This window comes from Methylobacter luteus IMV-B-3098 (assembly GCF_000427625.1).
Classification (GTDB): Bacteria; Pseudomonadota; Gammaproteobacteria; order Methylococcales; family Methylomonadaceae; genus Methylobacter; species Methylobacter luteus.
Genome location: NZ_KE386569.1, coordinates 1,150,406 through 1,173,836 on the forward strand (window position 1 = coordinate 1,150,406; position 23,431 = coordinate 1,173,836).

Below are 23,431 nucleotides of genomic sequence, written 5' to 3' on the forward strand. Positions count from 1 at the left end.
CATCAAATCAATATGGAAAAGCGTAGGGCGGTTTCGCGCAGCAAACCGCCATTTCCAGCAGGCTGGCAATATGGCGGAACATGACGGTTTCAAGGCTCCGTTTGTGGTGGATTGCCAAGGCAAATCCGCCCTACGATTCTGACTTCGGGCAGAAGTTCAAGCCGCAATTCGAAAGCGAAGAGGCATAAGGATCTATAAAAACCACCTCTATACGCTGCTCAAAGGACATTCAATAAGCGCAATCGTAGCCGGTGTTTGTTGCACTGTTTTCATTTTTTGCCCTTTCATATTTTTCGTCTTACTGCATAAATTCTGCCGCCTATTGCTCTCCAGTAAGCCATCAATTTTATAAATGGCATCATGAGGAAACATCATTTAACACCCCGTCAGTACTTCAGTACTGTGTGTTGGAACTCAATCAAAATTAGGGGATTAACATGAAAACGCTCACCCAATTGACCTGCGCACTGTTATTGGCAAGTCTCGAGGCTTTGGCAGATGATAGCTCGCATTTTGACGTGTTAGCGAATCTGGAAACAGGTCCGGGCAATGTGACGGCGACTGCTGACGGACGAATCATCATGAGCCAGCACCAGTTTTATCAACCCGAATATACGGTCGTTGAGTATAAGGATCAAAAACTGGTGCCATTTCCTTCGCACGACTGGGCGGCCACAGACTCGACTGCATCCTTGAAGTTAGACTCGGTATTAGGCATACGATCCGATGCCAATGGCGTGGTGTGGATGTTGGACAATGGCATGCGGAGCGGCGTGACACCGAAACTGGTCGGCTGGAATACCAAAACCAATAAACTGCAGCGTTTGATTTACCTGCCAGCCCCTATTGCGCCAAAAGATGCGTTCGTCAACGATTTTGCTTTGGATACCCAACACAGTCACGCTTTTATTAGCGATCCGGCGGGTGGCAATAACGCTGGATTGATTGTGGTCAACCTATATACCGGTGCCGCGCGGCGTGTGCTGGAAGGCCATGCCAGCGTGCTCCCGGAAAATGTCGATCTCATCATCGATAACGTGCCCATTCAGTTAGCAGCCACGTCAGGCGAAAAAGTCAGGCCGCACATAGGTGTGAATCCAATCACCGAAGATTTGACCAACGAATGGGTTTATTTTGGACCGATGCATGGCCTCAGTCTTTACCGGATCAAAGCAGCCGACCTGATTAACGAGAGTTTAACCGCCGAGCAGCTCGCCAACCGGGTTGAGCGTTATAGCGACAAACCCATTTCCGACGGTATCAGCATCGACAAGCAGAATAATATTTATTTGGGTGATCTCGCCAACAATGCCATTGGCATCATCGGTTCTGACCGCAAATACCGACAATTCGCCCAAGACCTAAGATTGTCCTGGGTCGATTCATTCAGTTTTGGCCCCAATGGGCAGTTGTATGCAGTGGTCAACCGATTGCATCGCTCTGCCACGCTGAACGGTGGGGATGCCCAGTCGAAACCGCCTTACTATTTGTTGCAAGTCAAAGCCCTGGCTGCCGGCCTACAAGGACGTTAAAGCTCAATATCAAGCGAATCTATCATTCGGCCTATTGCTGCGATTTGTTCGCGCAGCCAGCAATGGGCCGGATCTTTTTCTCGCAACGGGTGCCAGATCATAACCAAGTCGTAATCCGGCAAATCGAGGGGCACCGGTAGAATATTCAATGCGACCATTTTGCTAAACGCCACGGCCAGGCGATAAGGTAAAGACAAAATCATGTCGGTCTGCGTAACGATCAAAGGCGCAGACAAGAAATGCGGCACGATCAGCTTAATCCGACGCTCCAATCCCAGTTCCGCCAATTTGGCATCGATGACTCCGACCTGGCTACCTGTTCGCGAAATGAGCATGTGCGGAGCGTCCAAATAGTGCGCCAGAATCGGATTGGCGGAGATGTTGGGATGATTTTTACGTACCACACAAGCCATGCGGTCCCTAAAAAGATGTTCACAAATCAAATGCGCAGGGGGCTCGAGTACCGAGGCAAAACCCAACACCACATCCAGACTGCCATTTTCCAACTGCGTCAGCGGAAATGCTGATTCGGTACGTTTGATATGGATGTCGACGCCGGGGGCGGCTTGCTCGATTAAGCGGGATAAATCGGGTAGCAGCAAAAATTCCATGTAATCGGTCGCGGCCAGCGTAAATCGACGCTGACTGGAGGCCGGGTCGAAGGCTTGCGGCGGTTCCAGCAGCCTTTCCATTTCCCGCAACAAGTTGCGTACGGGTTCCACTAAAGCCAATGCACGATCAGTTGGCTGCATGCCGCTTGGCGTTTTGACTAGCAGCGGATCGTCAAGCTGTTGACGTAAGCGATGCAAGGTATGGCTCATAGCCGATTGCGTGACAAACATGCGATCAGCGGCCCGCGTGACATTGCGTTCCTGCATCAGCACATCGAAAGCCAACAATAGGTTCAAGTCGAAGCTGCGGAGATTGGACATGTTCAATCCTCACCAAAAATACAGGGTTTATGGTAACCAAAATTCAGAATGACCGGCATGAACAGTCTTGATAGCGGGATGAACCTTATACATTTAACAGCCGGACGATTTTCACCTACCTTATCCCTCAAGCGTGTCGTCTAGCCTATACGGTTTACCCCCTCAGGCCAAGCCTCGGCTGGCGACGCGCCCAAATGATCATGCGACGACTGTCGTTCATTATAAGACTTTAGAGGGATTCACTATGTCCGCACACATTCCTGTTTCAACCTTCAAGCCATACCGGGGCGAAAAAGCCCGGCTGGCGCGCGCCTATGACTATCTAATTTTGGTCCTGGCGCTGTTTTTATTCATCGGTTCGTTTCACCTGCATTTCGCACTCACGGTCGGCGATTGGGACTTCTGGGTCGATTGGAAAGATCGCCAGTGGTGGCCTTTGGTGACGCCGTTGATCGGCATTACGTTTCCGGCCGCCGTTCAAGCCGTTTTGTGGGATAAGTTTCGTCTGCCTATGGGGGCTACCTTATGTGTCGCGGCTTTACTGATTGGCACCTGGGTCACCCGTGTCTTTGCCTATCACTACTGGAACTATTTCCCCATCAACATGGTGTTGCCAGCTACGATGCTACCGGGAGCCTTGGTCCTGGACGCATTGTTAATGTTAACTAACAGCCTGACCATCACTTCCATCTTTGGCGGCGCCGCGTTTGCCTTGCTGTTTTACCCTACCAACTGGCCGATCTTCGGCATGTTCCATCAACCGGTCGAATATGCCAATAGCCAGCTCACCGTTGCCGATTTGTTCGGTTTTCAATACATTCGCACGGGCATGCCGGAATACCTGCGCATCATCGAGCGCGGCACCTTGCGAACCTACGGCCAATACGCAACACCCTTGTCAGCCTTTTGTTCGGCGCTGTTGTGTTCACTGATGTATCCCTTATGGTGGCATATCGGCAAGTGGTTTGCCAGCACCCGATACCTGACCAAAATCTAAGGAGAAACTGCCATGAAATCACTATTTAAACCTTGGGTATTAGCTTTAGTTTGGTTGAGCGCGTTATCTGTACTCCAGATGCCCACCGCCCAGGCCCATGGCGAAAAAGCCTTGGAGCCATTCATTCGCATGCGGACTATACAGTGGTACGACGTGCAATGGTCCACGCAAAAGTTCAATGTCAACGATGAAGTCAGTGTCAGCGGCAAGTTCCATGTCGCCGAAGACTGGCCGATCAGCGTCCCCAAGCCGGAGGCTTCATTTTTGAATATCTCCACACCCGGCCCGGTTCTGATTCGGACTGAGCGTTATTTAAACGGCAAACCCTGGGTCAACTCGGTCGCGTTACAGCCCGGTGGCGATTACGAATTCAAGGTGGTTCTGAAGGGCCGTCTACCGGGGCGCTATCACATCCACCCGTTTTTCAACCTGAAGGATGCCGGACAAGTCATGGGCCCCGGCGCCTGGCTGGAAATTGGCGGTGCAGCCTCTGACTTCAGCAACACTATCAAGACTATCAGCGGCGAAGCCATCGATATGGAAAGCTTCGGCCTGAGCAATGGTATTTTCTGGCATCTGTTTTGGGGCTTTCTGGCTGCCGCTTGGTTGATCTGGTGGGTGCGTCGGCCCTTATTCATCAGCCGTTATCGCATGTTGGAGGCTGGATTGGAGCATGAGCTCGTCACTAAAAATGACAAACTGATCGCCAAGCTGATACTGGCAGGCGTGCCGGTTTTAGTGCTGATTCTGAATGAGATCACGGCCAAACGCTACCCGGATGCCATTCCGTTGCAGGCCGGATTGGATCAAATTTTACCGCTACCGGCTCAGGTCAATGCCGGCACGGTCAACGTAGATACGCTGAAAGCGGAATACAACGTCGCACAACGGTCCATGGTACTGCAAGTCAAAGTCGACAACCGCAGCCAAAGCCCGGTACGCATTGGTGAATTCTCGACCTCCAATGTCCACTTCTTAAACCCTGCTTTGAGTTTGAGTGGCGTTATGACAGGTGATGATGACATCACAAGCCCAGGGCTTAGTATCGACGATGACAAACCGATAGAGCCGGGCGAGCAGCGGGTGGTTACCCTTGTCGCACGCGATGCAGCTTGGGAATCCGAGAAACTCGATGGCTTGATTCGGGATGCCGACAGCCGCATTGGCGGATTACTTTTCCTGTATGACGAACTGTTGGGCCAACGTTATATCTCCAGCATTTCCGCCGCCGTCATACCCAAATTCAGTTAATTTTAGGAGGCTAACATGGCTACTACATCTGAACATGTCACGTCATCGACAGAAAGCATGAAATCATTGCCTTGGTATCTGATCGATTTACCGCGATATTTGAAAGGCTTTGGTTTATTGTCTGTCATATACATCGGCCTGAGATTGTATCAGGGCGCATTTGCCGTATCCTCAGGCCTGGACTCCACTGAGCCGGCTTTTGAGCAATACTGGATGCGGCTGTTTTATGTCGAACTCGTTATTATTACCTTGGTTGCCAGCGGATTCTGGGGCTACTTATGGCTTTCACGTGACCGGCAGTTGGATCAACTGGAACCCAAGGAAGAAATTCGCCGCTATTTCACCCTTACCATGTGGATCAGCATTTATACCTTTGCGGTGTATTGGGCGGGCAGTTATTTTGCCGAGCAAGATAATTCCTGGCATCAGGTGGCGATCCGTGACACGCCGTTTACGGCCAACCATATCATCGAGTTTTATTTTAATTTTCCGCTCTATGTCATTCTGGGCGGTTGCGCCTGGTTGTACGCCAGAACCCGCTTACCGTTATATGCTAAAGGCATTTCATTACCGTTGACGTTAGCGGTATTTGGTCCGTTCATGATACTGGTCAGCGTGGGCTTTAACGAATGGGGACACACCTTTTGGTTTAGGGAGGAGTTCTTTGCTGCTCCGATTCATTGGGGTTTCGTGATTGGCGTTTGGTTCGCTTTGGGCGTCGGCGGCATCTTGCTGCAAGGGGTTACCCGGCTGATTGAACTGTTAGACAAAATCGAAGATGCCGAGTAAGTCCATCATGAGCATAACCGCGGCCCTCGCTCAACCGCGTCGGTTACATTATGCTTGGGTCGTATTAGCGGTGACATTCCTGTGTTTGTTTGTCGCCGCTGCGCTTCGCGCCGTACCGGGCATCTTAATGTTAGCCTTGGAACACGAATTCGGTTGGAGTCGAGATGCAATCAGTGGCGCAGTAGCTCTCAATTTATTGTTGTTTGGTCTATCCGGGCCGTGGCTGGGGCGATGGATGGATATCTATGGAGCAAAGTGTGTCTGCTTGATCAGTATTGCGCTGCTAATCTTGGCAGCGGGGCTGTGCACCCTCATTAAGGAAATTTGGCAGTTCTACGTGCTCTGGGGGATCGTCGCTGGCATCGGAGCCAGCGGCACCTCCATTGTGTTGGGCTCTGCTTTGGTCAACCGCTGGTTTGTGGAACGACGCGGTCTTGCTCTGGGTATTCTCGGCGCGGCGTTTTCCTCTGGGCAGCTTATCTTTACGCCATGGGTGATGCAGATTGACATGGTATACGGTTGGCGGCCTGCACTTCTGCTCTTGACGGGACTGATGGGTTTGTTGGTGTTGCCGTCGTCAGCATTATGGCTGGTTGACGAACCTGCGCAGAAAGGACTAAAGGCTTTGGGCCAGAATGAAGCGGCAACCCGGACTGCAACGGCTGAGTCTAATCCAATGCATACAGTAATCGTTCAAGGCCAGTTTTGGTTATTGGCGATTAGCTTTGCAATCTGCGGCTTTACAACCTCAGGGCTATTTCAAACCCATTTGATCCCCCATGGTATCGAGCATGGTTTTACCGAAATCACCATGGCAATGTCGCTAGGCTTGATGGGGGCAACCGACATATTAGGCACCCTTTTGTCAGGCTGGCTGTGCGACCGCTTCAACAATCGTCGGCTATTGGCGAGTTACTACATGTTACGCGGCATCTCTTTGATCGGATTGCCGTTTGTCGAATCCAACGCAGAACTCATGCTGTTTTCTGTGGTGTACGGACTCAATTGGCTTTCCACTGTTCCGGTCACTTCAGCGCTGACCGCCGATTTGTTCGGTAAACGCAATGTTGGGGTAGTATTTGGCTGGATCTGTTGCGCCCATCAAATAGGGGCGGCATTAGCCGCTTATTCGGCAGGTTTTCTGCATAGTGTTCTCGGGAATTACAATCTGGCGTTTTTATGCTCGGGACTATTCGCATTATTGGCAACGCTCATTGTCCTGAGGATTCGCGTTTAAACATTTGTCATCGTCAGTTTTACCGCACCAAATCTGAAAATTATCGATGCCAACTAAGCATACACATGCAGACTTCCAAGGAAATAAGGTTTGGAGGACCGGTTTAGGTCGTTTTTTGCCTGTGGATTGACTGACGTAGTTGTGCCAAAACCGGACTTTCAATAATTATTAGTGAGGGTCAGATGAAACTTTGAAAACTGTCATTCAACGTTTGTATTCACCGGCCTGCACTACTTTTCGCCCAGGCCGGTTGAGCGCAGGGTTAGACAGCAATGCCCCAGACTCCGGCCCATACTGCAAACGGCAACTCGATAAAGCCCTAAGCAACGGTTATTGCTGTGATGGTTGGAGAAACGTAGGCCGCTAGTAGTTGATAAGCCTGGAGATGATACCGGAATGAAGGCGAAGCGCATGGACAGGCTTGAGGGATGCTCTTTGATGAACCAACGTTGTCTTTGTCGATCAGATTGATTATAAAGAGATTGATTATGAGGACCTGGATAATTTGCCAATATCAAAGCCTATTGGATGGAATCCTCTTTTTTGGAAGATGAAGAAAAAACTGTCCGACATGGAATGGTTGGCAAGGGATTTGAATAAAATTTAAGATTGGTAATTTGTATCCGGTGAGATGACAAATCATTTCAAGGAGACAAAAATGAACACAAAGATAATTAATGCTGCTATCGCTTCTTTAGAAGTGTCCTTGAGTATAAGGAAAATACACCTACAGAAAGGGGCAGCTATAGCTGGAAATCTATTGTTGGGACTCATCAAATTTTCAATGATATCTGCGCCCTTTTTATCTATGGTGATGATGATCCTTGCCTTATGGGGGGTTGTAGGAAAGACAACCTATACCGATCTTGATGCCATACAGAAAAAAGACATCGCGTTTGATACCAGAGAGGCTAAAAATTACCTGGTCAACGAGACAAAAAATATTAAGCAATGTTCTGAGGAGTTGAAGAGTCCAGACATTAGACCGGAAAGAGAAAAACCGAAGCCAAGTAAAGTAGACTGGGAACATATTGTTTAAACCTTTGAGCTTGCGTTAGTCTTCTCTGAAAAGACTTAATCTTTCAAGGGTTTTACCGGTAACCTCAGCGCTTTCTAAATTTTGAGCTTGCGTTGATGAAAAGCCTGAGCGGACGGCTGATGAGTAATCGTGAGAACGCCTGCATGAGGTAGCTCGCGGGCCAATAATTTGAGCATCTTCTCTTCGTCATTAGGGGGCAGCGAGTCGAGGGCTTCCTGAATGAAAAGCCATTGCGGTCGATGTAATAACGCGCGAACAACACCCAAATACTGCTGCTGTTCGTTTGACAACACGTCTTCCCAGGCATCGACCTGGTTCAATTGATTGATCAGGGCTTTTTGACCCACCTGCTCAAGCTTTTTTTCTACTTCGGCTTGGTCAAACGCTGCCTTGGGTTTTGGGTAGCAAATGGCATCAAATAATGATTTTGCAGGAAGGTATGGCTTTGGCGGCATAAAGAATGTCGACTGACCAGAAGGTACTTCAATCTGGCCAGATCCCCAAGGCCATAAACCGGCAATCGCTTTAAACAGCTTGGGGCCATTGTTGGCCTGATCGGAAATCAGCACATGCTCTCCCGCTTTGATTTCACCATTGAAAACGATTGAAAGCTTTTCTCCTTTCAGATCTTCCAGCCTGACGTTATTAAACGTTAGCGCCGAAACATTGGCTTCATTCACACGGATCTGGCGTGAATTCAGCGGTGAAATGTCATGCTCCAGATGATCAAGGGCGTCCATGAGCCCTAAAACCCGCTCGACCGATGTTCGCCATTTGGCGATTTGGGCCATGTTATCGACCGGCCACGACAAAGCGGAAACCATGTGCTGAAAGGCCTGGACGGACTGAATCAACATGCCTAATGAAATTGCACCGGCTATATAACGAGGCGATGCAACTAAAATCGGCAAGGCCATGGATGCGACTGAGTAACCCGACGTAAATAATTGAATCCGAATCCAAGCGCTCGTTTGTTCGGCATAGGACCCGATAATTGCTCGAAACGAATCTAACAGCCGCTCTTGTTCGTTGGTTTCGCCTCGAATCAAGGCGATGGCTTGAGAATTATTTTGAATATCGATCAGATTGTGCCGGAAATCAGCCTCTCTGGTTTGTCTTGTATGAGTGGCCGATGTCATCGGTTTCCCCATCCACCAGCCTAAAATCGAAGCGCAGATTGAGTAGCTGATCGAAATCCAGACAAGATATCCCATCACTGGAATCAAAACGTTTCCAAACTCAAATACAACTTTTCCGGAAATGCCCCAAAGAATTTGGCTAAAGCTCGCCAACATCAGTAAACAGTAAAACAATGAATGGCTTAGCGCTATAGCGTCTTCAGTAGCAATACGAATATCTTCCGCGATGCGGCCGTCCGGATTATCATGATCACTTGGGGACAAAAAAGTTATCTGATAATGGCGGCCTTGTTGAATCCACTTGGAAATGACTTTTTCGGTCAGCCATGTCCGCCATCCAATCAATAAGCGCCGTTTGACGATTAAATGGACTGTAGCGATTGTTATGCTGCCAATGAAGATCAGGATTAATATGACGGCCTGGCTTTTTACGCCAGCCATTGATCGTTGTTCAATCGCATCAAAAAGAGCGGCATTCCATTGGGTAATATAGACAGCCAGTTTAATTTGCATCACCGTCAGTACAATCAGCAAGACAGTCTCTGCCCATATTATTAAACAGTTTTTGGATGTCCAGTAAGAGCCGGCCAATTTCATAAACGTAGTAAAAAAATTTTTTTTATGATTCATTTATGATCACCTCCCGAGACGTAACTCTGTTTAGAGATTGCCTCTATCATCTTATATTGACGAGCAAATCATAACTTGAAATTGAATTTGGGGTCGGTCAAGTTTCTGTATGACGGCTAGCATGACAGCGTACAGCAAGGGATACGGCAGCGAACATCAGGTTCCAGTTGATCATTTAGATTATTCGGCGAAGGCTATCTGACATTAACGACTGTCCGTCATCCGGCACTAATCCGCCGATTAAGCCACTGTGGTGAAAGGCCGATTTAGGTCGCTTTTTGCCTGTCGATTGACTGACGTAGTTGTGCCAAAACCGGACTTTTGTAATTGATGCCGAAACCGTAAATTTCTGATCAAATGCCTTCATCCGCCGGCCTATTCAATGCATTGTGGTTGATGTCACTATTCGGCCATTTTGTATTTTCATCCGAATTGGATTGCTGATTGACTCTCTCCAGGGTATTGGCAATGTATTACCGGAGGAGGATACTTAGGATGACCCTTTTCCAAAATAGGCACAAATCATGACCACTACTAAAAAGCTCAAATGGCTCTTATCGCTAGTGCTAATTTTCGGTGGATTTACGATTTATAAGTTATTTGAGGGGCTGGTCCATAATCCTGCCTATCAAGAATATGAATGGATATTCAAAATCATTTCGGAATTTGGCCTGTTCGTATCCGTCGTCGTTTCGGTTGGTTACTTTCATCACTGGTTTATCGCTGCTGAAGAGCACAAGGAAGCCGAAATAAGTTTGCGTGAAACCCTTTCCAAGTACGTCGATAGTATTTTGCTGAATTCCGTTAAAAGAGGATTTTCCGGTATCACCAATAAAGAATTCGATTTCAGCCAAATTATGCAAGGATTAAAACCGGGGGATTATGTCTATTGGCTGATCACCTTCGACCCTCGCTTCAAAAACAAATCGCGGGAACTGGAGAATGGGATAAAAAATGGCGTGCATTTCAGGATGTTGATTTTAAAAGCTGATTGCCGCATCGGCGAATTGCGCGCAACGGAAACGACCGGCTTTAACCCGCACGAATTCAACGAATACTCCAAATTATTCAAAGTTACACTAGAAGATGTGATTAATCGTATAGGAAATAAGATAACGGGGTCTTTAGGCGTTTTTGTTTACGACGGCCTGCCCTGCATTCCTCTATTCATTATCATCCGCAAAGAGTCCAGAAAAGTTGAAGTTTATAGCAGCTATTATTTAACCGAGCCGGTTTCGAAAATGCCTTATCTGCATTGGGAAACGGGGCTTAATTTCAGCGAGCAGACTTCGTTCGAATCGGAGTGCTGGAATATGGCAGAGCTGTTTCTCGACTATTTCAAGACACGATGGGAGATGGAAAAAGAAAAACTTTATGGCACCATAGGAAAAGAAGTCGCCGAAAATAAAGATTTTATTTTTGCTCCAGCCTCAGCCAGAGAAAAATGTATTGAGCTTTTTATTGAATAAAATAACTTTCTCAAATTTTAGCCAATTTAACTGGAATGGAATAAATCCGGCAACTATTTTGGGAAACGCATAGCAATAGATAAAATCATGTCTAAAGTGACTCAGTATCGCCGAATGTCTCTTTTGGGTCCAGGGTGTGTCAAAACGTAGAAATCGAAAAGTCAGTGGTTTAATGATGCCAGTTATCGAGCTGAATACCGATCACTAAGGAGCTAATCATTAAGAAAGCGCTCATTTTAAGCCGTTTAGTGGAGTAATTTTCACTTCAGATAGATATAGTCACGCGTTTTGACACACCCTCGGTCGAACTGAGACAGCCAATATCCTGTGCCGTTGAAGCCAATTTTGTAAATTGGCAGGACAGGTCCAGGCTTTCACATATCATTCGGGCTTGCCTGCGTTTTTCTGAAGTTTCTCCGCATTCCGCAATTCATGTTGCAATTGTTCCGGCAGAGCCGCCAGGCCCGCACAGGGTTTTGGCCCATCCAGCACTTTGAGCAGAGCGGCCGCCAAGCCAAAATCGGGATCATTGTCCTCGGCGTTATCGAGGCTGCGTCTTGCAATGCCCGCGGCAATTGAAACATCCGAACAAGCCAGTTCGATCAGCTTCGGGTGCAGCACGTTGGTACGATAAGCGCTCAGTTGCGCCGGATCATCGTATTCGCATTTCAATAAGGCTCGATTATCGCTGTAGCAGGCTTTTCGGCTGGCCGCTTTGCCTGGTGACAGGCCGGTGTCGGCGCGCTTCATACGTGCCTCGAAGGCGCTGAATTTTTCAGCGTCCAGCAACTGTTTGAGCGCCGCTTCCAGCTTGCGCTGCTGCTGATCGTCCCAATCCGACCACGAACTGCCTGCGATAAATAGGCCGTCGAGATTGGCATCCGTCCACTCGCTCCCCTGAAGCTGTGCCTCAAGCAATTTTGCGCCCTGCAGTTCCCCCGAGGTCAAGTCCGCGCCCTGCAAATCGGCGTAGACCAGGTTCGCGCCTTGCAAATTCGCCTTGCGCAGGTTTGCGCCCTGCAGTTTCACCCCGCGTAGGTCCGTACCCTGAAGATCAGCTCCGCGCAGATCCACAGCCTGCAGATTCGCACCGCGCAGATCCGCGCTCCGCAGGCTTGCCCAGCTCAGGTCCGCGCCCTGAAGATCGGCTCCGCGCAGATCCGCTCCCTGCAGATCCGCCTCGATCAAGCCCGCGCCCTGGAGCTGCGTCCCGCCCAGGATGGCGCCCTGAAGTTGCGTCTTGTCCCAGCCGATCACGCCCTGGAGTTTCGCTTTCAGCAGGATCGCGCCCTGCAACTGGACATGCCGGATATCGGCCTTGGGCAGCATGGCCCCGAAGAGATTGGCAAAGCGCAGATCGCGATTCTGTAAATTAAGCCCGTCGAATTCCTTGAAGGCCGCGTCGCGAATCTGTTTGTTCGGGTCTGTTGCACGCGTCAGCAGAGACAGGGAAACCTCTTTCGGTACGAGCCGGGCTTCTCTAAGGTTCAGGTTGCGCGTAAAAAGATCCAGATTGAACCAGGAGCAGGGACCAAGCACTACCTGAAGAATAGAAGCATCGGTCTTTTCAGCCTGTGCCAGTGAAGTGCAGGAAACAGCATCATATTTATGGGCGGCAACGCTCAGCCATGACTCGGGCATTCTTCGGATCAGCCAGTCTTCTAAATAAAAAGGAGTATCCTCAGGCGAGTCATTCCGGGACTTGTCATTCGCCGGAGAGTAATAAGTCTGCACGGTAATGCTGCCGGGGACCACCGCGACAATGCTGATCAGAACCACTAACGGCACCGAGATCAGTAATACAACCATGCCCTTGGGTTCAGTTCCGGTCTGCTGCATGGACGGAGGGACGATTTCACGAAAGTGCCGGTTCGGCCAATGGCGCTGAATCAAGCGCGCCAGTCGGTTCCATCCGATGATAGTTAAATATCGAATCCATGCAGGCCAATAACCCACCAGCCTGAAAGCAAAGCTTTGCCACCATTCCCGCGCCCTGTCCTCGGGCGAGGCGATGAGCGGCCACAAGGCGAGCAGCATGGCTGCATCGGTCCACACCGAGAGGCGTTGAGACCAGGTGATGGCTTCGTCGTGAAACGGCAGAAAGCGAATCTGCGCCGCCAGCAACATAAACAAGGGCAGGGCAATGATCGTAATGCCGACTATCAGGGACAGCAGCCAGCGGATCAGCCAGACATCGGAGCGCCCTACAATGAGATGCGTGAAAGGGAAGATGAACAGGCGATCGCGTATTTGTTGCCCGGTTGGCGTGGCGGGCAGGTCGCGGTCCAGATTCCAGAGCTTGTTGGAGAGCAGTTCCAATTGCATGAGCAGGTTAAAATGCAGCAGGACCACCATCCACGGCGCGAAGGCGTAAAAGGTGGTCAGCGGCAATTCCACATCCAGAATCGGCAGTTTGACCGGGCTGATGCGAAGCAGGTCTTCGTGCGTGGTGCCCCAGACGATGATGCCGAGATAGGCGGCAAACGCGATGAATGCGATATGAAGAGCTGACACCGACTGCGATGCGGAGTTGGCCGCTTCCAGCAGTTTTTCGATATGCGGAGAGGTTTCTTGTCTGGGTGGCAATGCAGGGCTGGACATGGCGGTTAACGCGGATTATTGCGGTAGTTGATTTTTGAGTATAAATCAACTGAGTTAATTCTTTATTATGAATAAAGTTAAAAATTTTAACTGTACAACCTCATATGCTCACCCTTCGACAAGCTCAGGGCGAACGGAACAAGTCTTAACTTAGTAATGAGCATTGAATAAATCAGGGAATTGTAGGTGCGAATTTATTCGCACTGTGCGAATAAATTCGCACCTACATGTCCATGCCGGCACGCCGGCATTGTCTCGGGTCGAATGAATTCGACCCTACAGCTGGCGGGACGGGACAACATGCCCGTCCCGCCTGAATAGGGTCAGCTTTTGCGGTCAGCTACAACTGGCGCATGAAAGCAACCAGATCCTGCTTCTCCTGGGACTCAAGTTTAAGCTGCAATACGAGATTAAAAAACTCCACCGTATCTTCAAGCGTAAGCGCCCGGCCATCATGCAGATAAGGCGGGCTATCCTTGAGGCCGCGTAAGGTGAAAGTCTTCATCGGGCCGTCGCCGGGCTCGTCTTTCAAAAAGCGTTCAAGATGCAGATCGTGCATCTGGTGGTCAAGATAGGCCGGCGGGGTATGGCAGTTGCTGCACTGGCCCTTGCCGAAGAAAATCTTCTCGCCATTCAATTCATTCTCGGTCGCCTTGGCGGGATCAAGCCGGCCAGTCGCAGGGTTAAGCTTGGGCGCGGGAGGAAAATCGAGCATATTCTGCAACTGCGCCATGTGGCTGACATGGATGCGGTCGAGGATCGGGAAGCCTTTTTTCATGGCGTGGATCGGATCGCCGTTGAAGTAGGCGGTGCGGAACTCGAACTCGGTGAAATCCTCGACCGAGCGCAAACTGCGCTTGGAACCGTGGATCTGCTGGTTGAACATTCCCCGAAGGCTCGTGGTATCCAGCCGGAAGCGCCGCTCCTGTGGCCGATCGTCCGGGTTCAGGTGAAACTGCCCTGTGGTGTGGCCGTTGACATGGCAATCGAAGCAGGTGACGCCGAGGCTGGGCTGGACGCTCTTGCGGTCATCGGTCGGATTGAATTCCTCCTGCGGAAACGGCGTTAGCAGAAACTGCAGCCCGTTGAGCTGAACGGGGGTCAGGATGTCCTTGAACAATCGGTAGAAATTATTGATCGACACCACCTCCCCGCGCGATACATCACCCAGCTCGGGCCGGTTGTGCAGGAAAATAGCGGGTGGAAACTCGGGCAGAAACGCCTCGGGCAGGTCAAATTCCACATCGAAGCGCTCGAGCCGCGGAAACATCTTGATCTGCATCTTGGGGAAAACCTGTCCGCCATTGGACTGCAACGGATGCGGCAGCGAAGGGTAGGGAAAAACTCCGCGCTCCTTGATTTCATCAGGTTCCAGCGACGCCAGCTCATCCCAGCTCATATCGTCGGCCAGTCTGGCGGTAGGTCCCACTACCAGGGGCTTGCCCCGCGACATCTTGGCCTCCGGGTCAAACTTTGGCTTGAGATTATACCGGCGCTCCAGCAATTCTTTCTGGGCCGACATCACAGCCGCTTTATTATCAATCTCCTTCTGCATGATAGCCGTAGGTTCCTGGAACGGCTTGTCGGCGTTCAGCGGATCCCTGTAGAAATCGAAGCCTGAGATTTTGCCTTGCTTCGGTTGTTCCTTGAAAACTGACGAGGAGGGGTTGGCCTTGGTCGCATTGAAAATATCCGAGTGGTCATGCTGGCTTTTCTTCTGCTCGGCGCGCTCGATGGGCACTTCTTCCGGTGTTTGCGCAGCAGCAACAGCATCTTTGCGCGTGGCGGCGTCCTGAGCCAGGGCAAGCGTGAACCAACTGCCTAGAAATGCGCCTATGAAGAGTCTGCCGCAGTTAACAAAGGTCACATGCAGTGAGCGGTTCGATACCATAATCGTCTCCTTATTCTATTGTAGGCAATGATTAGAGGAGTAAGAGATTTAACCGGTTAAGCCTACAACATGACATTATGGGAGAGTGACGTCTAGTGGTAAGAAAACCTACACGTAAGCAATGCATTGCAGGTCAAGTAAACTTCCCAATGCCCATTTGAACCATTGGCTTCTTGTTCAACTTTATTTCGCCAGTCAATCAAACCACGTGAATTGATTGGCGAAAATGCTGTTGATGCCGGCATGCGGATGCTAAGCTTCTTTCCACACCCGCTATAGGAGAACGCGATGGATATGGCCCACAAACAACTTCCCGACCCCGTCCGGACACGGCTGCTCAAGGCGGCTCTGGAATGCTTTTTAGCCGACGAATACCACAAGGTTACTACCCGGCTGATTGCCGAAAAGGCCGATGCCAACATTTCCATGATCCGGTACTACTTTGGCAGCAAGGAAGGCCTGTACGAGGAAATGATCCGGGATACGCTGAGCCCGTTGCTGGATGTGCTGGACGGTCCGATGCTGTCGTCGACGGAGGGATTCACGAGCTTCCTTCGCCTCTATTACGACACTATGACTAAACGACCGGAATTTCCCAAGCTGATCCTGAAGGTGCTGGCGCTGAACCAGGGTCCGGGGCGGCGTTTTATCCAACAGTTGCTGGAACGAGGGCGCACACGGGGCGCTCGGAAAGTAGTCGACTTAAAAACGCAGGGGCTGATCGATCCAACGGTAGACCCGGACATTCTCAGGATGGCATTCGTCAGCCTGGCCATGACGCCGATGCTGTTGAAAGACATTTTCGAGGAACAAATGGGCCAAGCGATGGATGCAGCGTTCATCGAAGACCTGGCCCGTTTCAATGGACGGCTTTTTACGATGGGCCTTGCGCCGGCCATGCACGAATAGGGGATGATATGTCGTTACAGAAAAATGCCGGAGCCGTTCGGCGGTTTTCCAGATTGATGAAATTCGCCGGCTGGCTGCAAAACATCCCGAACCGGATTACGCCGCCGCCGTTTCGCCTGATGCAGATCGGCTCGGCGTTCTGGCAGTCGCGGGCACTTTACGCCGCTGCCCAGCTCGATATAGCCACAGTGCTGGGAGATGAACACCTCACGGCAGATGAAATTGCCGCTCGCGTTTCCGCGGACCCCGATGCCACTTACCGGTTGCTTCGGATGCTGGCGGCACTGGGTGTTTTCGAGGAAGTATCGCCTCGCGTGTTCAGCAATAATGGTCTTTCCGCCTATCTGCGGGAGGACCATCCGAAAAGCGTGCGCGCAATGATTCTGATGCACAATTCGGAAGAGATGAGCCGGCCATGGTACGAACAACTGGAAAAGGGTGTACAGAGCGGGGATGTGCCATTTCAGCTTGCGCACGGACAGGAACTGTTTGGTTATATGGATAGCCATCCCGAATTCGATCGCTTGTTCTCGCAGGCGATGGACTGCGTGGAAGCGCTGACCGGCGACAGCTTCGCGCTGGACTTCGACTGGGGGCGTTTCGAGCGCGTTATTGATGTCGGCGGATCAAAGGGCAGTAAATCCCTTGCTATCCTGAAACGGCATCCGCATCTGAAAGCCTTGGTGGTGGACCGCGCCCAAGTTGTCCGTGAAGCGGAGCAACATTGGACAGGGCGCGAGGCGCCGGCGCTGCTCGCCCGCCTGAGCTTTCAGGCCGGCGATCTATTCGAATCGGTTCCGGCAGCGACGAGCGCCAGGGACATCTACCTGCTCAGCGCCGTCCTGCACGGTTTCGATGACGATAGCTGCGTCAAGGCCCTCCGCAATATTGCCGGCGCCTGCGCCGGAACGGGCGCCCGCATTGCCCTGATGGAGATGGTTCTGCCCGAATCGCGGCCCGACCTTGCCAGTGCCTCACTCGACATGCAGCTGTTCATGGGTACCCGTGGCAGGGGAAGGACGCTCGAGGAATGGTTGAGATTGTTCGACAGAAGCGGCCTGGTACTGGAAGAGCAAGTGGGCCTGCAATCGTTCGCGAAGATACTTGTGCTGCAGTTGGGACAATGAACTCGATAGGATGCGCCGAGGTACGAAGTCAGGGACTCGGGTGATAATCATGCGGCGCAATACGCTGGCGCTATTGCGCCCTACGGATGGCGCCTTACCGGGTTAGGTGGTAGGAAGAACACCGGCGGCCTCCAAGTCCTTGCGAATTTCTACGACTTTCTCTGAAATGTTGGTTGTGAAGCGCTTCTGAATAATTCCTCCGAAATCAGAAAACATGGAAGTGCCTTCACGCAAGAGAAGCATCACGTTGCCACGACCGAGACGTCCACAGAACCAACCGAGTTCGTAGATGACGTTAGGCCGCGCTTGGAGATAAGTTTCTCCACCGGACGACACTTCGTCGTCTGGCGTGAATACTGCGATCGCATAGGAGCAAGTTTCCGCATAGTGCTCGAACTTTTCAATTACGGTCTTTGCTCCGGCGTCGGGTTGCTGCATCAAAATGATTGGATTTAGGTGAAACTCTGTCTGGATAATGTCTTTCAGCTCTCGCCATTTTGCTTCATCACGTCCGTGGATAAGAAAAACATTCTCCCTTTTTCGAGCGACCTCTTGGTTCTGTTTCTGACTGAGCATCTCTGGATTCCTACGTAGTCGTGTCAAAGAGGCGCGGATGACTGCTAAAATGTTCTCGACTCCCTTCAAAGATGCAGATCCTAGATAGCCAAACCCGTTCTGGAATTCATGTGCTATCTGAGCCGAATACGAATTTCTACCTAAGGCGTCGTTGTATAGATCAATCAACTCATGCACGTACTGTCGATAGAGGGCTTCGTCCCCTTCAGCGATATAAATACCGTCTCGCGTCCTCTTGAATGAAATGTGAATGCGGGCTAGTTCCGCTTCGTAACGCTCGACTTCAGCAATCACTTGCTCGGGTGTCATGTGTACTCCTAAGCCTAACAATTATTATCTAAATCTGGATATTCTACATTCTTTCACAATCTGAGCATTTAATTAAAATATCCATCAAATGCAAACTCGGCAAGGCACAAACCGTAGGGCGCAATAGCGCCAGCGTATTGCGCCGCATGAGTGGCACCCACGTTATACCCCAATCCCCATTTTGAACCATCACCATTTTTTTAACTCTTAGTCATGCAAGGAGCATGAGTGATCATCGGATGTCGATGTTTGTTGAATTTACCCGGACGCCATCCCCGACGGTGTGGCTACTGTTTTTTGGTTTATTGATTGACAGAGGCACTCCCTGATGAACATTGAAGCCATGCTGGCCTCCGACCTCCTGCCGCTCATCATCTATTTCGTGGCCGTGCTCGCCGTTACCGGCATCATGCTCGGGGGCGCCTATTTTCTGGGACAGCGCCACACTGCCAAAGCCGCCGACGAGCCGTTCGAATCGGGCGTCGTGCCGGCGGGCGACGTTCATATCCGCTTTTCCATCCAGTTTTACCTGCTCGCCATCTTTTTCGTGATTTTCGATATGGAATCGGTGTTTCTGTTTGCCTGGTCGGTAGCCTTGCGCGAATCCGGCTGGGCGGGTTTTGTCGAGGCTTTGATTTTCATCGGCGTGCTGCTGGCCGCGCTGGCCTATCTGTGGGCTGTCGGCGCGCTCGACTGGCGCACGAGGCGGCAGCGCATCGATATCCAAAAGTCCGGGCGGGAGTGAACCATGAACTGGCATCTGACCAAAGCCGAAAGCGATACCGCGCCAGGACCGGGCCGGCAAACCTATGAACAGGCGATGCGCCGCAACTTTCTGCTCGCCAGGCTTGAGGACATGGTGGCCTGGGGACAGGCCAATTCCGTCTGGCCGTTCAATTTCGGGCTGTCCTGCTGTTATGTGGAAATGGCGACCGCCTTCACGAGCCGCCACGACATCGCCCGCTTCGGCTCCGAAGTCATCCGGGGATCGCCGAGGCAGGCCGATCTGATCGTCATTTCGGGCACGGTGTTTCGCAAGATGGCGCCGGTGGTCAAGCGGCTGTATGACCAGTTGCTGGAGCCGCGCTGGGTCATTTCCATGGGTTCCTGCGCCAACTCGGGCGGCATGTATGACATCTACAGCGTCGTGCAGGGCGTGGACAAGTTCCTGCCGGTCGATGTCTACGTGCCGGGCTGCCCGCCGCGCCCGGAAGCTTTGTTGCAGGGTCTGATGCTGCTGCAGCAGGCCATCGGTCAGGAACGGCGGCCGTTGAGCTGGGTGGTCGGCGATCAGGAGGTGATCAGGGCGCCTCAACCCAGCTTTCGCGATCTGTTGACGGAAGAAAGGATGCGCGCCAAACAGCTCAGAGGGCCGGATCATGTCTGATCGGGTCGTGCGCGAACTGTCCGACCGGTTCGGCGATGGCGCCTTTGCCGTGCAGCCGACAGCCGACAGTATCCCCACGTTCTGGATCGCCAGGGAACGTATCCGCGATTTCCTCAGGTTTCTGAAAAAAGAGGCGGTCTCCGGCTACGCCATGCTGTTCGACCTGACGGCCCTGGACGAGCGTCAGCGCACGCGGCGTCAGGGCCAGCCCACCAGCGACTATACGGTCGTTTATCATCTGCTCTCTTTTGATCGCAACGAGGATATCCGTCTTAAGGTGGCTTTGCAGGAAGAAAGTCTGTCGCTGCCGTCCATCTGCGATATCTGGCCTTCGGCCAACTGGTACGAGCGCGAGGTCTGGGACATGTTCGGCATCGTCTTTGAAGGCCATCCCAATCTTAGGCGCATCCTGTTGCCGCCGACCTGGACAGGGCACGCGCTGCGCAAGGACCACCCGGCCCGCGCGACGGAAATGGAGCCTTACAGCCTGTCCGACGAACGCGAGGAAAGCGAACAGGAAGCGCTGCGCTTCGTGCCCGAGGAATGGGGCATGACACGGCAAGGCGAGGACAGCGATTTCCTGTTTCTGAACCTCGGGCCCAATCATCCCAGCGCGCACGGCGTTTTTCGCGTTGCGTTGCAACTGGACGGCGAAGAGATTATCGATGCCGTGCCCGATATCGGCTATCACCACCGGGGCGCGGAAAAGATGGGCGAGCGCCAGTCCTGGCATACCTATATTCCTTATACCGACCGCGTGGATTATCTGGGCGGGTCCATGAACAACTTTCCTTATGTGATGGCCGTGGAGCGGCTGGCCGGCATCAACGTCCCGGAGCGCGCGCAAGTCATCCGGGTCATGATCGGCGAATTCTACCGTCTGGCCAGCCATCTGCTGTTCTATGGCACGTTTGCTCAGGACATCGGCCAGATGTCGCCCATCTTTTATATGTTTGCCGACCGCGAGAAAGTATTCGACATCATCGAGGCGATCAGCGGCGCGCGCATGCATTCCAGTTATTTCCGCATCGGCGGCGTGGCCCTGGACCTGCCGGGCGGTTGGGACAGACTCGTGAAGGCGTTCGTCGATTATTTCCCGGCCCGGCTCGATCAGTACGACAAAATGGTCATGAACAACAGCACTATCAAGCGGCGCACGCAGGGCGTCGGCGCCTATACCACCGCCGAAGCCATCGACTGGAGCGTGACCGGAGCGGGACTGCGCGCCACGGGCTTTGAATGGGACTATCGCAAGGCGCGGCCTTATTCAGGGTATGAAAACTACGAGTTCGAGATCCCTATTGGCCGGCATGGCGATTGCTACGACCGCTGCGCCGTGCGCATCGAAGAGATGCGCCAGAGTGTCCGCATCATCGGGCAATGCCTGAACAACATGCCGGCAGGCCCCCACAAGTCCGATCACCCGTTGACCACGCCGCCGCCCAAGGCGCGCACCCTGCATGACATAGAAACCCTGATCGACCATTTTCTCAATGTCAGCTGGGGACCTGTGATTCCGGCCGGCGAAGCCTGCGTGACCGTCGAAGCGACCAAGGGCCTCAACGGCTACTACCTGACCAGCGATGGCGGCACGATGTCTTACCGCACGCGCATCCGCACGCCGTCTTTCCCGCATCTGCAGATGATTCCGCAGATGTGCCGAGGGCTAATGATCGCCGACCTGATCGCGATACTGGCCAGCATCGATTTTGTAATGGCTGACGTGGACCGCTGACATGACTGAGAAACCCGCCGTGTTGACTGCCGTCGAAATAGAGGAGATAACCGCCGAGATGTCACATTATGCGGACAAGGCGGCCGCTTCCATCGAGGCGCTGAAAATCGTGCAGAAATACCGGCGCTGGGTTTCCGATGACTGCCTGGTCGCCGTGGCGCAGTTGCTGGGCATATCGCCGGCGCAACTGGAAGGCGTAGCGACGTTCTATAACCTGATCTACCGCCAGCCCGTGGGCAGGACGGTCATTCATTACTGCAACAGCGTCAGCTGCTGGATCATGGGTTCTGAACAGGTCGAAGCGCGCCTGTGCGAGCGGTTACAGGTCGAACCGGGCGGGATGTCCGCGGACGGTGAGTACACGGTATTGCCGATCGTCTGCCTGGGCGCCTGCGACCACGCGCCGGTCATGCTGGTCGGCGATCAGCTCAGGCACGATGTCACGGATGATGTCATTGACGAGATTTTAGGCAGGTAAATCATGGAAAACATGGACAAGCCGCTAACCCAGAACATTCAACCGGATCGCGTTTTCGCGACGCTGGCCGATTACGAGCAGACCGGCGGCTATCAGGGTTTGCGCAAGGCCATCGCGGAACTGCCACCTAAGGAGGTGCAGCAATGGGTCAAGGATGCGGGACTTCGGGGGCGCGGCGGCTCGGGATTTCCGGCCGGGGTCAAGTGGAGCCTGATGCCCCTGGACGATGCGCATCAAACTCGCTATCTGATCGTCAACGGCGACGAGATGGAACCGGGTACGTTCAAGGATCGGTTTCTGCTGGAGAGAGACCCGCATCAATTGATCGAGGGCACGATCATCGCGGCCTATGCCATCCAGGCCCAAACCGCTTACATTTTTTTGCGCGGGGAATACCATCTAGCCGCGCGGCGCATTGAGCAGGCCCTGCAGGAAGCGCGCGCCAAGGGCTATCTGGGCGAGCACATACTGGATTTGGACTTCAGCCTGGACATTCACCTGCATACCAGCGCCGGGCGTTATATCTGCGGCGAGGAAACGGCGCTGATCAATTCATTGGAGGGCAAGCGGGCCAATCCCCGCGCCAAGCCGCCGTTCGCCGTGGTCAGCGGGCTCTGGGGCAAGCCCACCGTGGTCAATAATGTCGAAACCCTGTGCAACGTGCCGCATATCATCCGCAACGGGGTTAACTGGTACAAGGGACTGGGGCTGGGCGCAGACCAGGGCACCAAGCTGTTCGGGGTCAGCGGCCGGGTCAGGCGGCCGGGCTTGTGGGAACTGCCCATGGGAACGCCCATCAGGGAGATTGTCGAAGAGCATGCGGGCGGCATGCGGGACGGTTTCTCGTTGCGCGCTTTTCTGCCGGGCGGCGCTTCGACTGATTTCCTGTTGCCCGAACACCTGGACGTGCGCATGGATTACGATGCCGTTGCCAAGGTCGGCAGCCGCATGGGCACCGGCACCATGATCATTCTCGATGACAAGACCTGCCCCGTGAAGATGGTGCTGAATCTGGAACAGTTTTTTTCACAGGAGTCCTGCGGTTGGTGCACGCCTTGCCGGGACGGATTGCCGTGGACGGTCACGTTACTGAAGGACATCATCGAAGGGCGAGGCCGTCTGGAAGACCTCGATACGCTGTCAAGGCTCACGGGCATGATGGCGCTCGGCAATACGTTCTGCGCGTTGGCGCCCGGCGCCATGGAGCCGCTGCAAAGCGCGCTGAAATTTTTCCGCAGGGATTTTGAGCATTACATCGCGGGTGTTGCTCCGCCTCCCTCAGTGAAAAGGCTGGTATGAGGGAGAATGTATGTGCATCAACTTAATCCAGGGGAAGCTGATGGTCACTATCGAAATCGACGGCGTGAAGTATGCAGGGGCGAATTCATTCGCCCAGGGCGACT

Annotated in this window: 19 protein-coding genes; 14 read left to right on the forward strand and 5 right to left on the reverse strand. The window is 52.5% G+C overall.

The window, feature by feature from the left end; translation table 11 throughout:
- The first annotated feature begins 437 nt into the window (after positions 1 to 437).
- A complete protein-coding gene (locus METLU_RS0107150; protein WP_081679041.1) occupies positions 438 to 1,532 on the forward strand; it encodes an L-dopachrome tautomerase-related protein in 1,095 nt (364 codons plus the stop codon).
- On the opposite strand, the gene METLU_RS0107155 is transcribed toward METLU_RS0107150, so the two are convergent.
- A complete protein-coding gene (locus METLU_RS0107155) occupies positions 1,529 to 2,464 on the reverse strand; it encodes a LysR family transcriptional regulator (RefSeq protein ID WP_027157615.1) in 936 nt (311 codons plus the stop codon). The genes METLU_RS0107150 and METLU_RS0107155 overlap by 4 nt on opposite strands.
- 244 nt (positions 2,465 to 2,708) lie before the next feature.
- On the opposite strand from METLU_RS0107155, the gene amoA reads away from it, so the two are divergent.
- From amoA to METLU_RS0107180, 5 genes are all read left to right on the forward strand, one after another.
- A complete protein-coding gene (amoA, locus tag METLU_RS0107160; RefSeq protein WP_027157616.1) occupies positions 2,709 to 3,461 on the forward strand; it encodes a bacterial ammonia monooxygenase, subunit AmoA in 753 nt (250 codons plus the stop codon).
- A gap of 12 nt (positions 3,462 to 3,473) precedes the next feature.
- Positions 3,474 to 4,712 carry a bacterial ammonia monooxygenase, subunit AmoB gene (gene amoB / locus METLU_RS0107165; RefSeq protein WP_027157617.1) on the forward strand — a complete coding sequence of 413 codons (1,239 nt, stop codon included), beginning with the start codon at positions 3,474 to 3,476 and terminating at the stop codon, positions 4,710 to 4,712.
- Between the two features lie 15 nt (positions 4,713 to 4,727).
- Positions 4,728 to 5,501 carry a bacterial ammonia monooxygenase, subunit AmoC gene (amoC, locus tag METLU_RS0107170; protein WP_027157618.1) on the forward strand — a complete coding sequence of 258 codons (774 nt, stop codon included), beginning with the start codon at positions 4,728 to 4,730 and terminating at the stop codon, positions 5,499 to 5,501.
- A gap of 7 nt (positions 5,502 to 5,508) precedes the next feature.
- Entirely contained in the window at positions 5,509 to 6,738 is a 1,230-nt protein-coding gene (locus tag METLU_RS0107175; protein WP_036243599.1) for an MFS transporter, read from the forward strand.
- Positions 6,739 to 7,396: 658 nt separating this feature from the next.
- On the forward strand, positions 7,397 to 7,777 hold the full coding sequence (locus METLU_RS0107180) for a hypothetical protein (RefSeq protein WP_027157620.1): 381 nt from the start codon (positions 7,397 to 7,399) through the stop codon (positions 7,775 to 7,777).
- Positions 7,778 to 7,851: 74 nt separating this feature from the next.
- Here the strand turns inward: METLU_RS0107180 and METLU_RS0107185 are convergent, their stop codons facing one another.
- Entirely contained in the window at positions 7,852 to 9,546 is a 1,695-nt protein-coding gene (locus METLU_RS0107185; protein ID WP_027157621.1) for an ABC transporter ATP-binding protein/permease, read from the reverse strand.
- 524 nt (positions 9,547 to 10,070) lie between these two features.
- On the opposite strand from METLU_RS0107185, the gene METLU_RS0107190 reads away from it, so the two are divergent.
- Positions 10,071 to 11,015 carry a hypothetical protein gene (locus METLU_RS0107190; RefSeq protein ID WP_027157622.1) on the forward strand — a complete coding sequence of 315 codons (945 nt, stop codon included), beginning with the start codon at positions 10,071 to 10,073 and terminating at the stop codon, positions 11,013 to 11,015.
- 381 nt (positions 11,016 to 11,396) lie between these two features.
- Here the strand turns inward: METLU_RS0107190 and METLU_RS0107195 are convergent, their stop codons facing one another.
- Both METLU_RS0107195 and METLU_RS0107200 read right to left on the reverse strand, forming a co-directional pair.
- Positions 11,397 to 13,616: a pentapeptide repeat-containing protein gene (locus tag METLU_RS0107195; RefSeq protein ID WP_027157623.1), complete on the reverse strand. Its 2,220-nt coding sequence runs from the start codon at positions 13,614 to 13,616 to the stop codon at positions 11,397 to 11,399.
- 340 nt (positions 13,617 to 13,956) lie between these two features.
- The gene (locus METLU_RS0107200) at positions 13,957 to 15,507 is read right to left on the reverse strand and encodes a hypothetical protein (RefSeq protein ID WP_027157624.1); all 1,551 of its coding nucleotides are present in this window, start codon (positions 15,505 to 15,507) and stop codon (positions 13,957 to 13,959) included.
- Between the two features lie 288 nt (positions 15,508 to 15,795).
- Here METLU_RS0107200 and METLU_RS0107205 point away from each other — a divergent pair, with 288 nt between their 5' ends.
- A complete protein-coding gene (locus METLU_RS0107205; protein ID WP_027157625.1) occupies positions 15,796 to 16,416 on the forward strand; it encodes a TetR/AcrR family transcriptional regulator in 621 nt (206 codons plus the stop codon).
- Positions 16,417 to 16,424: 8 nt separating this feature from the next.
- Positions 16,425 to 17,543 (forward strand): methyltransferase, encoded by a 1,119-nt coding sequence (locus tag METLU_RS0107210; protein ID WP_027157626.1) that lies wholly within the window; start codon positions 16,425 to 16,427, stop codon positions 17,541 to 17,543.
- A gap of 102 nt (positions 17,544 to 17,645) precedes the next feature.
- On the opposite strand, the gene METLU_RS26655 is transcribed toward METLU_RS0107210, so the two are convergent.
- Positions 17,646 to 18,428 (reverse strand): TIR domain-containing protein, encoded by a 783-nt coding sequence (locus METLU_RS26655; protein ID WP_051299815.1) that lies wholly within the window; start codon positions 18,426 to 18,428, stop codon positions 17,646 to 17,648.
- A gap of 328 nt (positions 18,429 to 18,756) precedes the next feature.
- On the opposite strand from METLU_RS26655, the gene ndhC reads away from it, so the two are divergent.
- The 5 genes from ndhC to nuoF are packed head-to-tail and all read left to right on the forward strand — an operon-like array spanning position 18,757 to position 23,327.
- The gene (gene ndhC, locus METLU_RS0107220) at positions 18,757 to 19,173 is read left to right on the forward strand and encodes an NADH-quinone oxidoreductase subunit A (protein WP_027157627.1); all 417 of its coding nucleotides are present in this window, start codon (positions 18,757 to 18,759) and stop codon (positions 19,171 to 19,173) included.
- A 3-nt stretch (positions 19,174 to 19,176) separates the two neighbouring features.
- Positions 19,177 to 19,815 (forward strand): NuoB/complex I 20 kDa subunit family protein, encoded by a 639-nt coding sequence (locus tag METLU_RS0107225; RefSeq protein WP_027157628.1) that lies wholly within the window; start codon positions 19,177 to 19,179, stop codon positions 19,813 to 19,815.
- On the forward strand, positions 19,808 to 21,550 hold the full coding sequence (gene nuoC, locus METLU_RS0107230; RefSeq protein WP_027157629.1) for an NADH-quinone oxidoreductase subunit C/D: 1,743 nt from the start codon (positions 19,808 to 19,810) through the stop codon (positions 21,548 to 21,550). The genes METLU_RS0107225 and nuoC overlap by 8 nt, the downstream gene beginning before the upstream one ends.
- Before the next feature lies 1 nt (position 21,551).
- Positions 21,552 to 22,028 carry an NADH-quinone oxidoreductase subunit NuoE gene (gene nuoE, locus METLU_RS0107235; protein ID WP_027157630.1) on the forward strand — a complete coding sequence of 159 codons (477 nt, stop codon included), beginning with the start codon at positions 21,552 to 21,554 and terminating at the stop codon, positions 22,026 to 22,028.
- A gap of 3 nt (positions 22,029 to 22,031) precedes the next feature.
- Positions 22,032 to 23,327: an NADH-quinone oxidoreductase subunit NuoF gene (gene nuoF / locus METLU_RS24785; protein ID WP_196806517.1), complete on the forward strand. Its 1,296-nt coding sequence runs from the start codon at positions 22,032 to 22,034 to the stop codon at positions 23,325 to 23,327.
- Positions 23,328 to 23,431: the final 104 nt, after the last annotated feature.

What these genes read in the sequence shown, in the direction of transcription:
- METLU_RS0107150 (WP_081679041.1), top strand. Translation starts at nt 438, where the DNA reads ATGAAAACGCTCACCCAATTGACCTGCGCACTGTTATTGGCAAGTCTC.
- METLU_RS0107155 (WP_027157615.1), bottom strand. Translation starts at nt 2,464, where the DNA reads ATGTCCAATCTCCGCAGCTTCGACTTGAACCTATTGTTGGCTTTCGAT.
- amoA (WP_027157616.1), top strand. Translation starts at nt 2,709, where the DNA reads ATGTCCGCACACATTCCTGTTTCAACCTTCAAGCCATACCGGGGCGAA.
- amoB (WP_027157617.1), top strand. Translation starts at nt 3,474, where the DNA reads ATGAAATCACTATTTAAACCTTGGGTATTAGCTTTAGTTTGGTTGAGC.
- amoC (WP_027157618.1), top strand. Translation starts at nt 4,728, where the DNA reads ATGGCTACTACATCTGAACATGTCACGTCATCGACAGAAAGCATGAAA.
- METLU_RS0107175 (WP_036243599.1), top strand. Translation starts at nt 5,509, where the DNA reads ATGAGCATAACCGCGGCCCTCGCTCAACCGCGTCGGTTACATTATGCT.
- METLU_RS0107180 (WP_027157620.1), top strand. Translation starts at nt 7,397, where the DNA reads ATGAACACAAAGATAATTAATGCTGCTATCGCTTCTTTAGAAGTGTCC.
- METLU_RS0107185 (WP_027157621.1), bottom strand. Translation starts at nt 9,546, where the DNA reads ATGAATCATAAAAAAAATTTTTTTACTACGTTTATGAAATTGGCCGGC.
- METLU_RS0107190 (WP_027157622.1), top strand. Translation starts at nt 10,071, where the DNA reads ATGACCACTACTAAAAAGCTCAAATGGCTCTTATCGCTAGTGCTAATT.
- METLU_RS0107195 (WP_027157623.1), bottom strand. Translation starts at nt 13,616, where the DNA reads ATGTCCAGCCCTGCATTGCCACCCAGACAAGAAACCTCTCCGCATATC.
- METLU_RS0107200 (WP_027157624.1), bottom strand. Translation starts at nt 15,507, where the DNA reads ATGGTATCGAACCGCTCACTGCATGTGACCTTTGTTAACTGCGGCAGA.
- METLU_RS0107205 (WP_027157625.1), top strand. Translation starts at nt 15,796, where the DNA reads ATGGATATGGCCCACAAACAACTTCCCGACCCCGTCCGGACACGGCTG.
- METLU_RS0107210 (WP_027157626.1), top strand. Translation starts at nt 16,425, where the DNA reads ATGTCGTTACAGAAAAATGCCGGAGCCGTTCGGCGGTTTTCCAGATTG.
- METLU_RS26655 (WP_051299815.1), bottom strand. Translation starts at nt 18,428, where the DNA reads ATGACACCCGAGCAAGTGATTGCTGAAGTCGAGCGTTACGAAGCGGAA.
- ndhC (WP_027157627.1), top strand. Translation starts at nt 18,757, where the DNA reads ATGAACATTGAAGCCATGCTGGCCTCCGACCTCCTGCCGCTCATCATC.
- METLU_RS0107225 (WP_027157628.1), top strand. Translation starts at nt 19,177, where the DNA reads ATGAACTGGCATCTGACCAAAGCCGAAAGCGATACCGCGCCAGGACCG.
- nuoC (WP_027157629.1), top strand. Translation starts at nt 19,808, where the DNA reads ATGTCTGATCGGGTCGTGCGCGAACTGTCCGACCGGTTCGGCGATGGC.
- nuoE (WP_027157630.1), top strand. Translation starts at nt 21,552, where the DNA reads ATGACTGAGAAACCCGCCGTGTTGACTGCCGTCGAAATAGAGGAGATA.
- nuoF (WP_196806517.1), top strand. Translation starts at nt 22,032, where the DNA reads ATGGAAAACATGGACAAGCCGCTAACCCAGAACATTCAACCGGATCGC.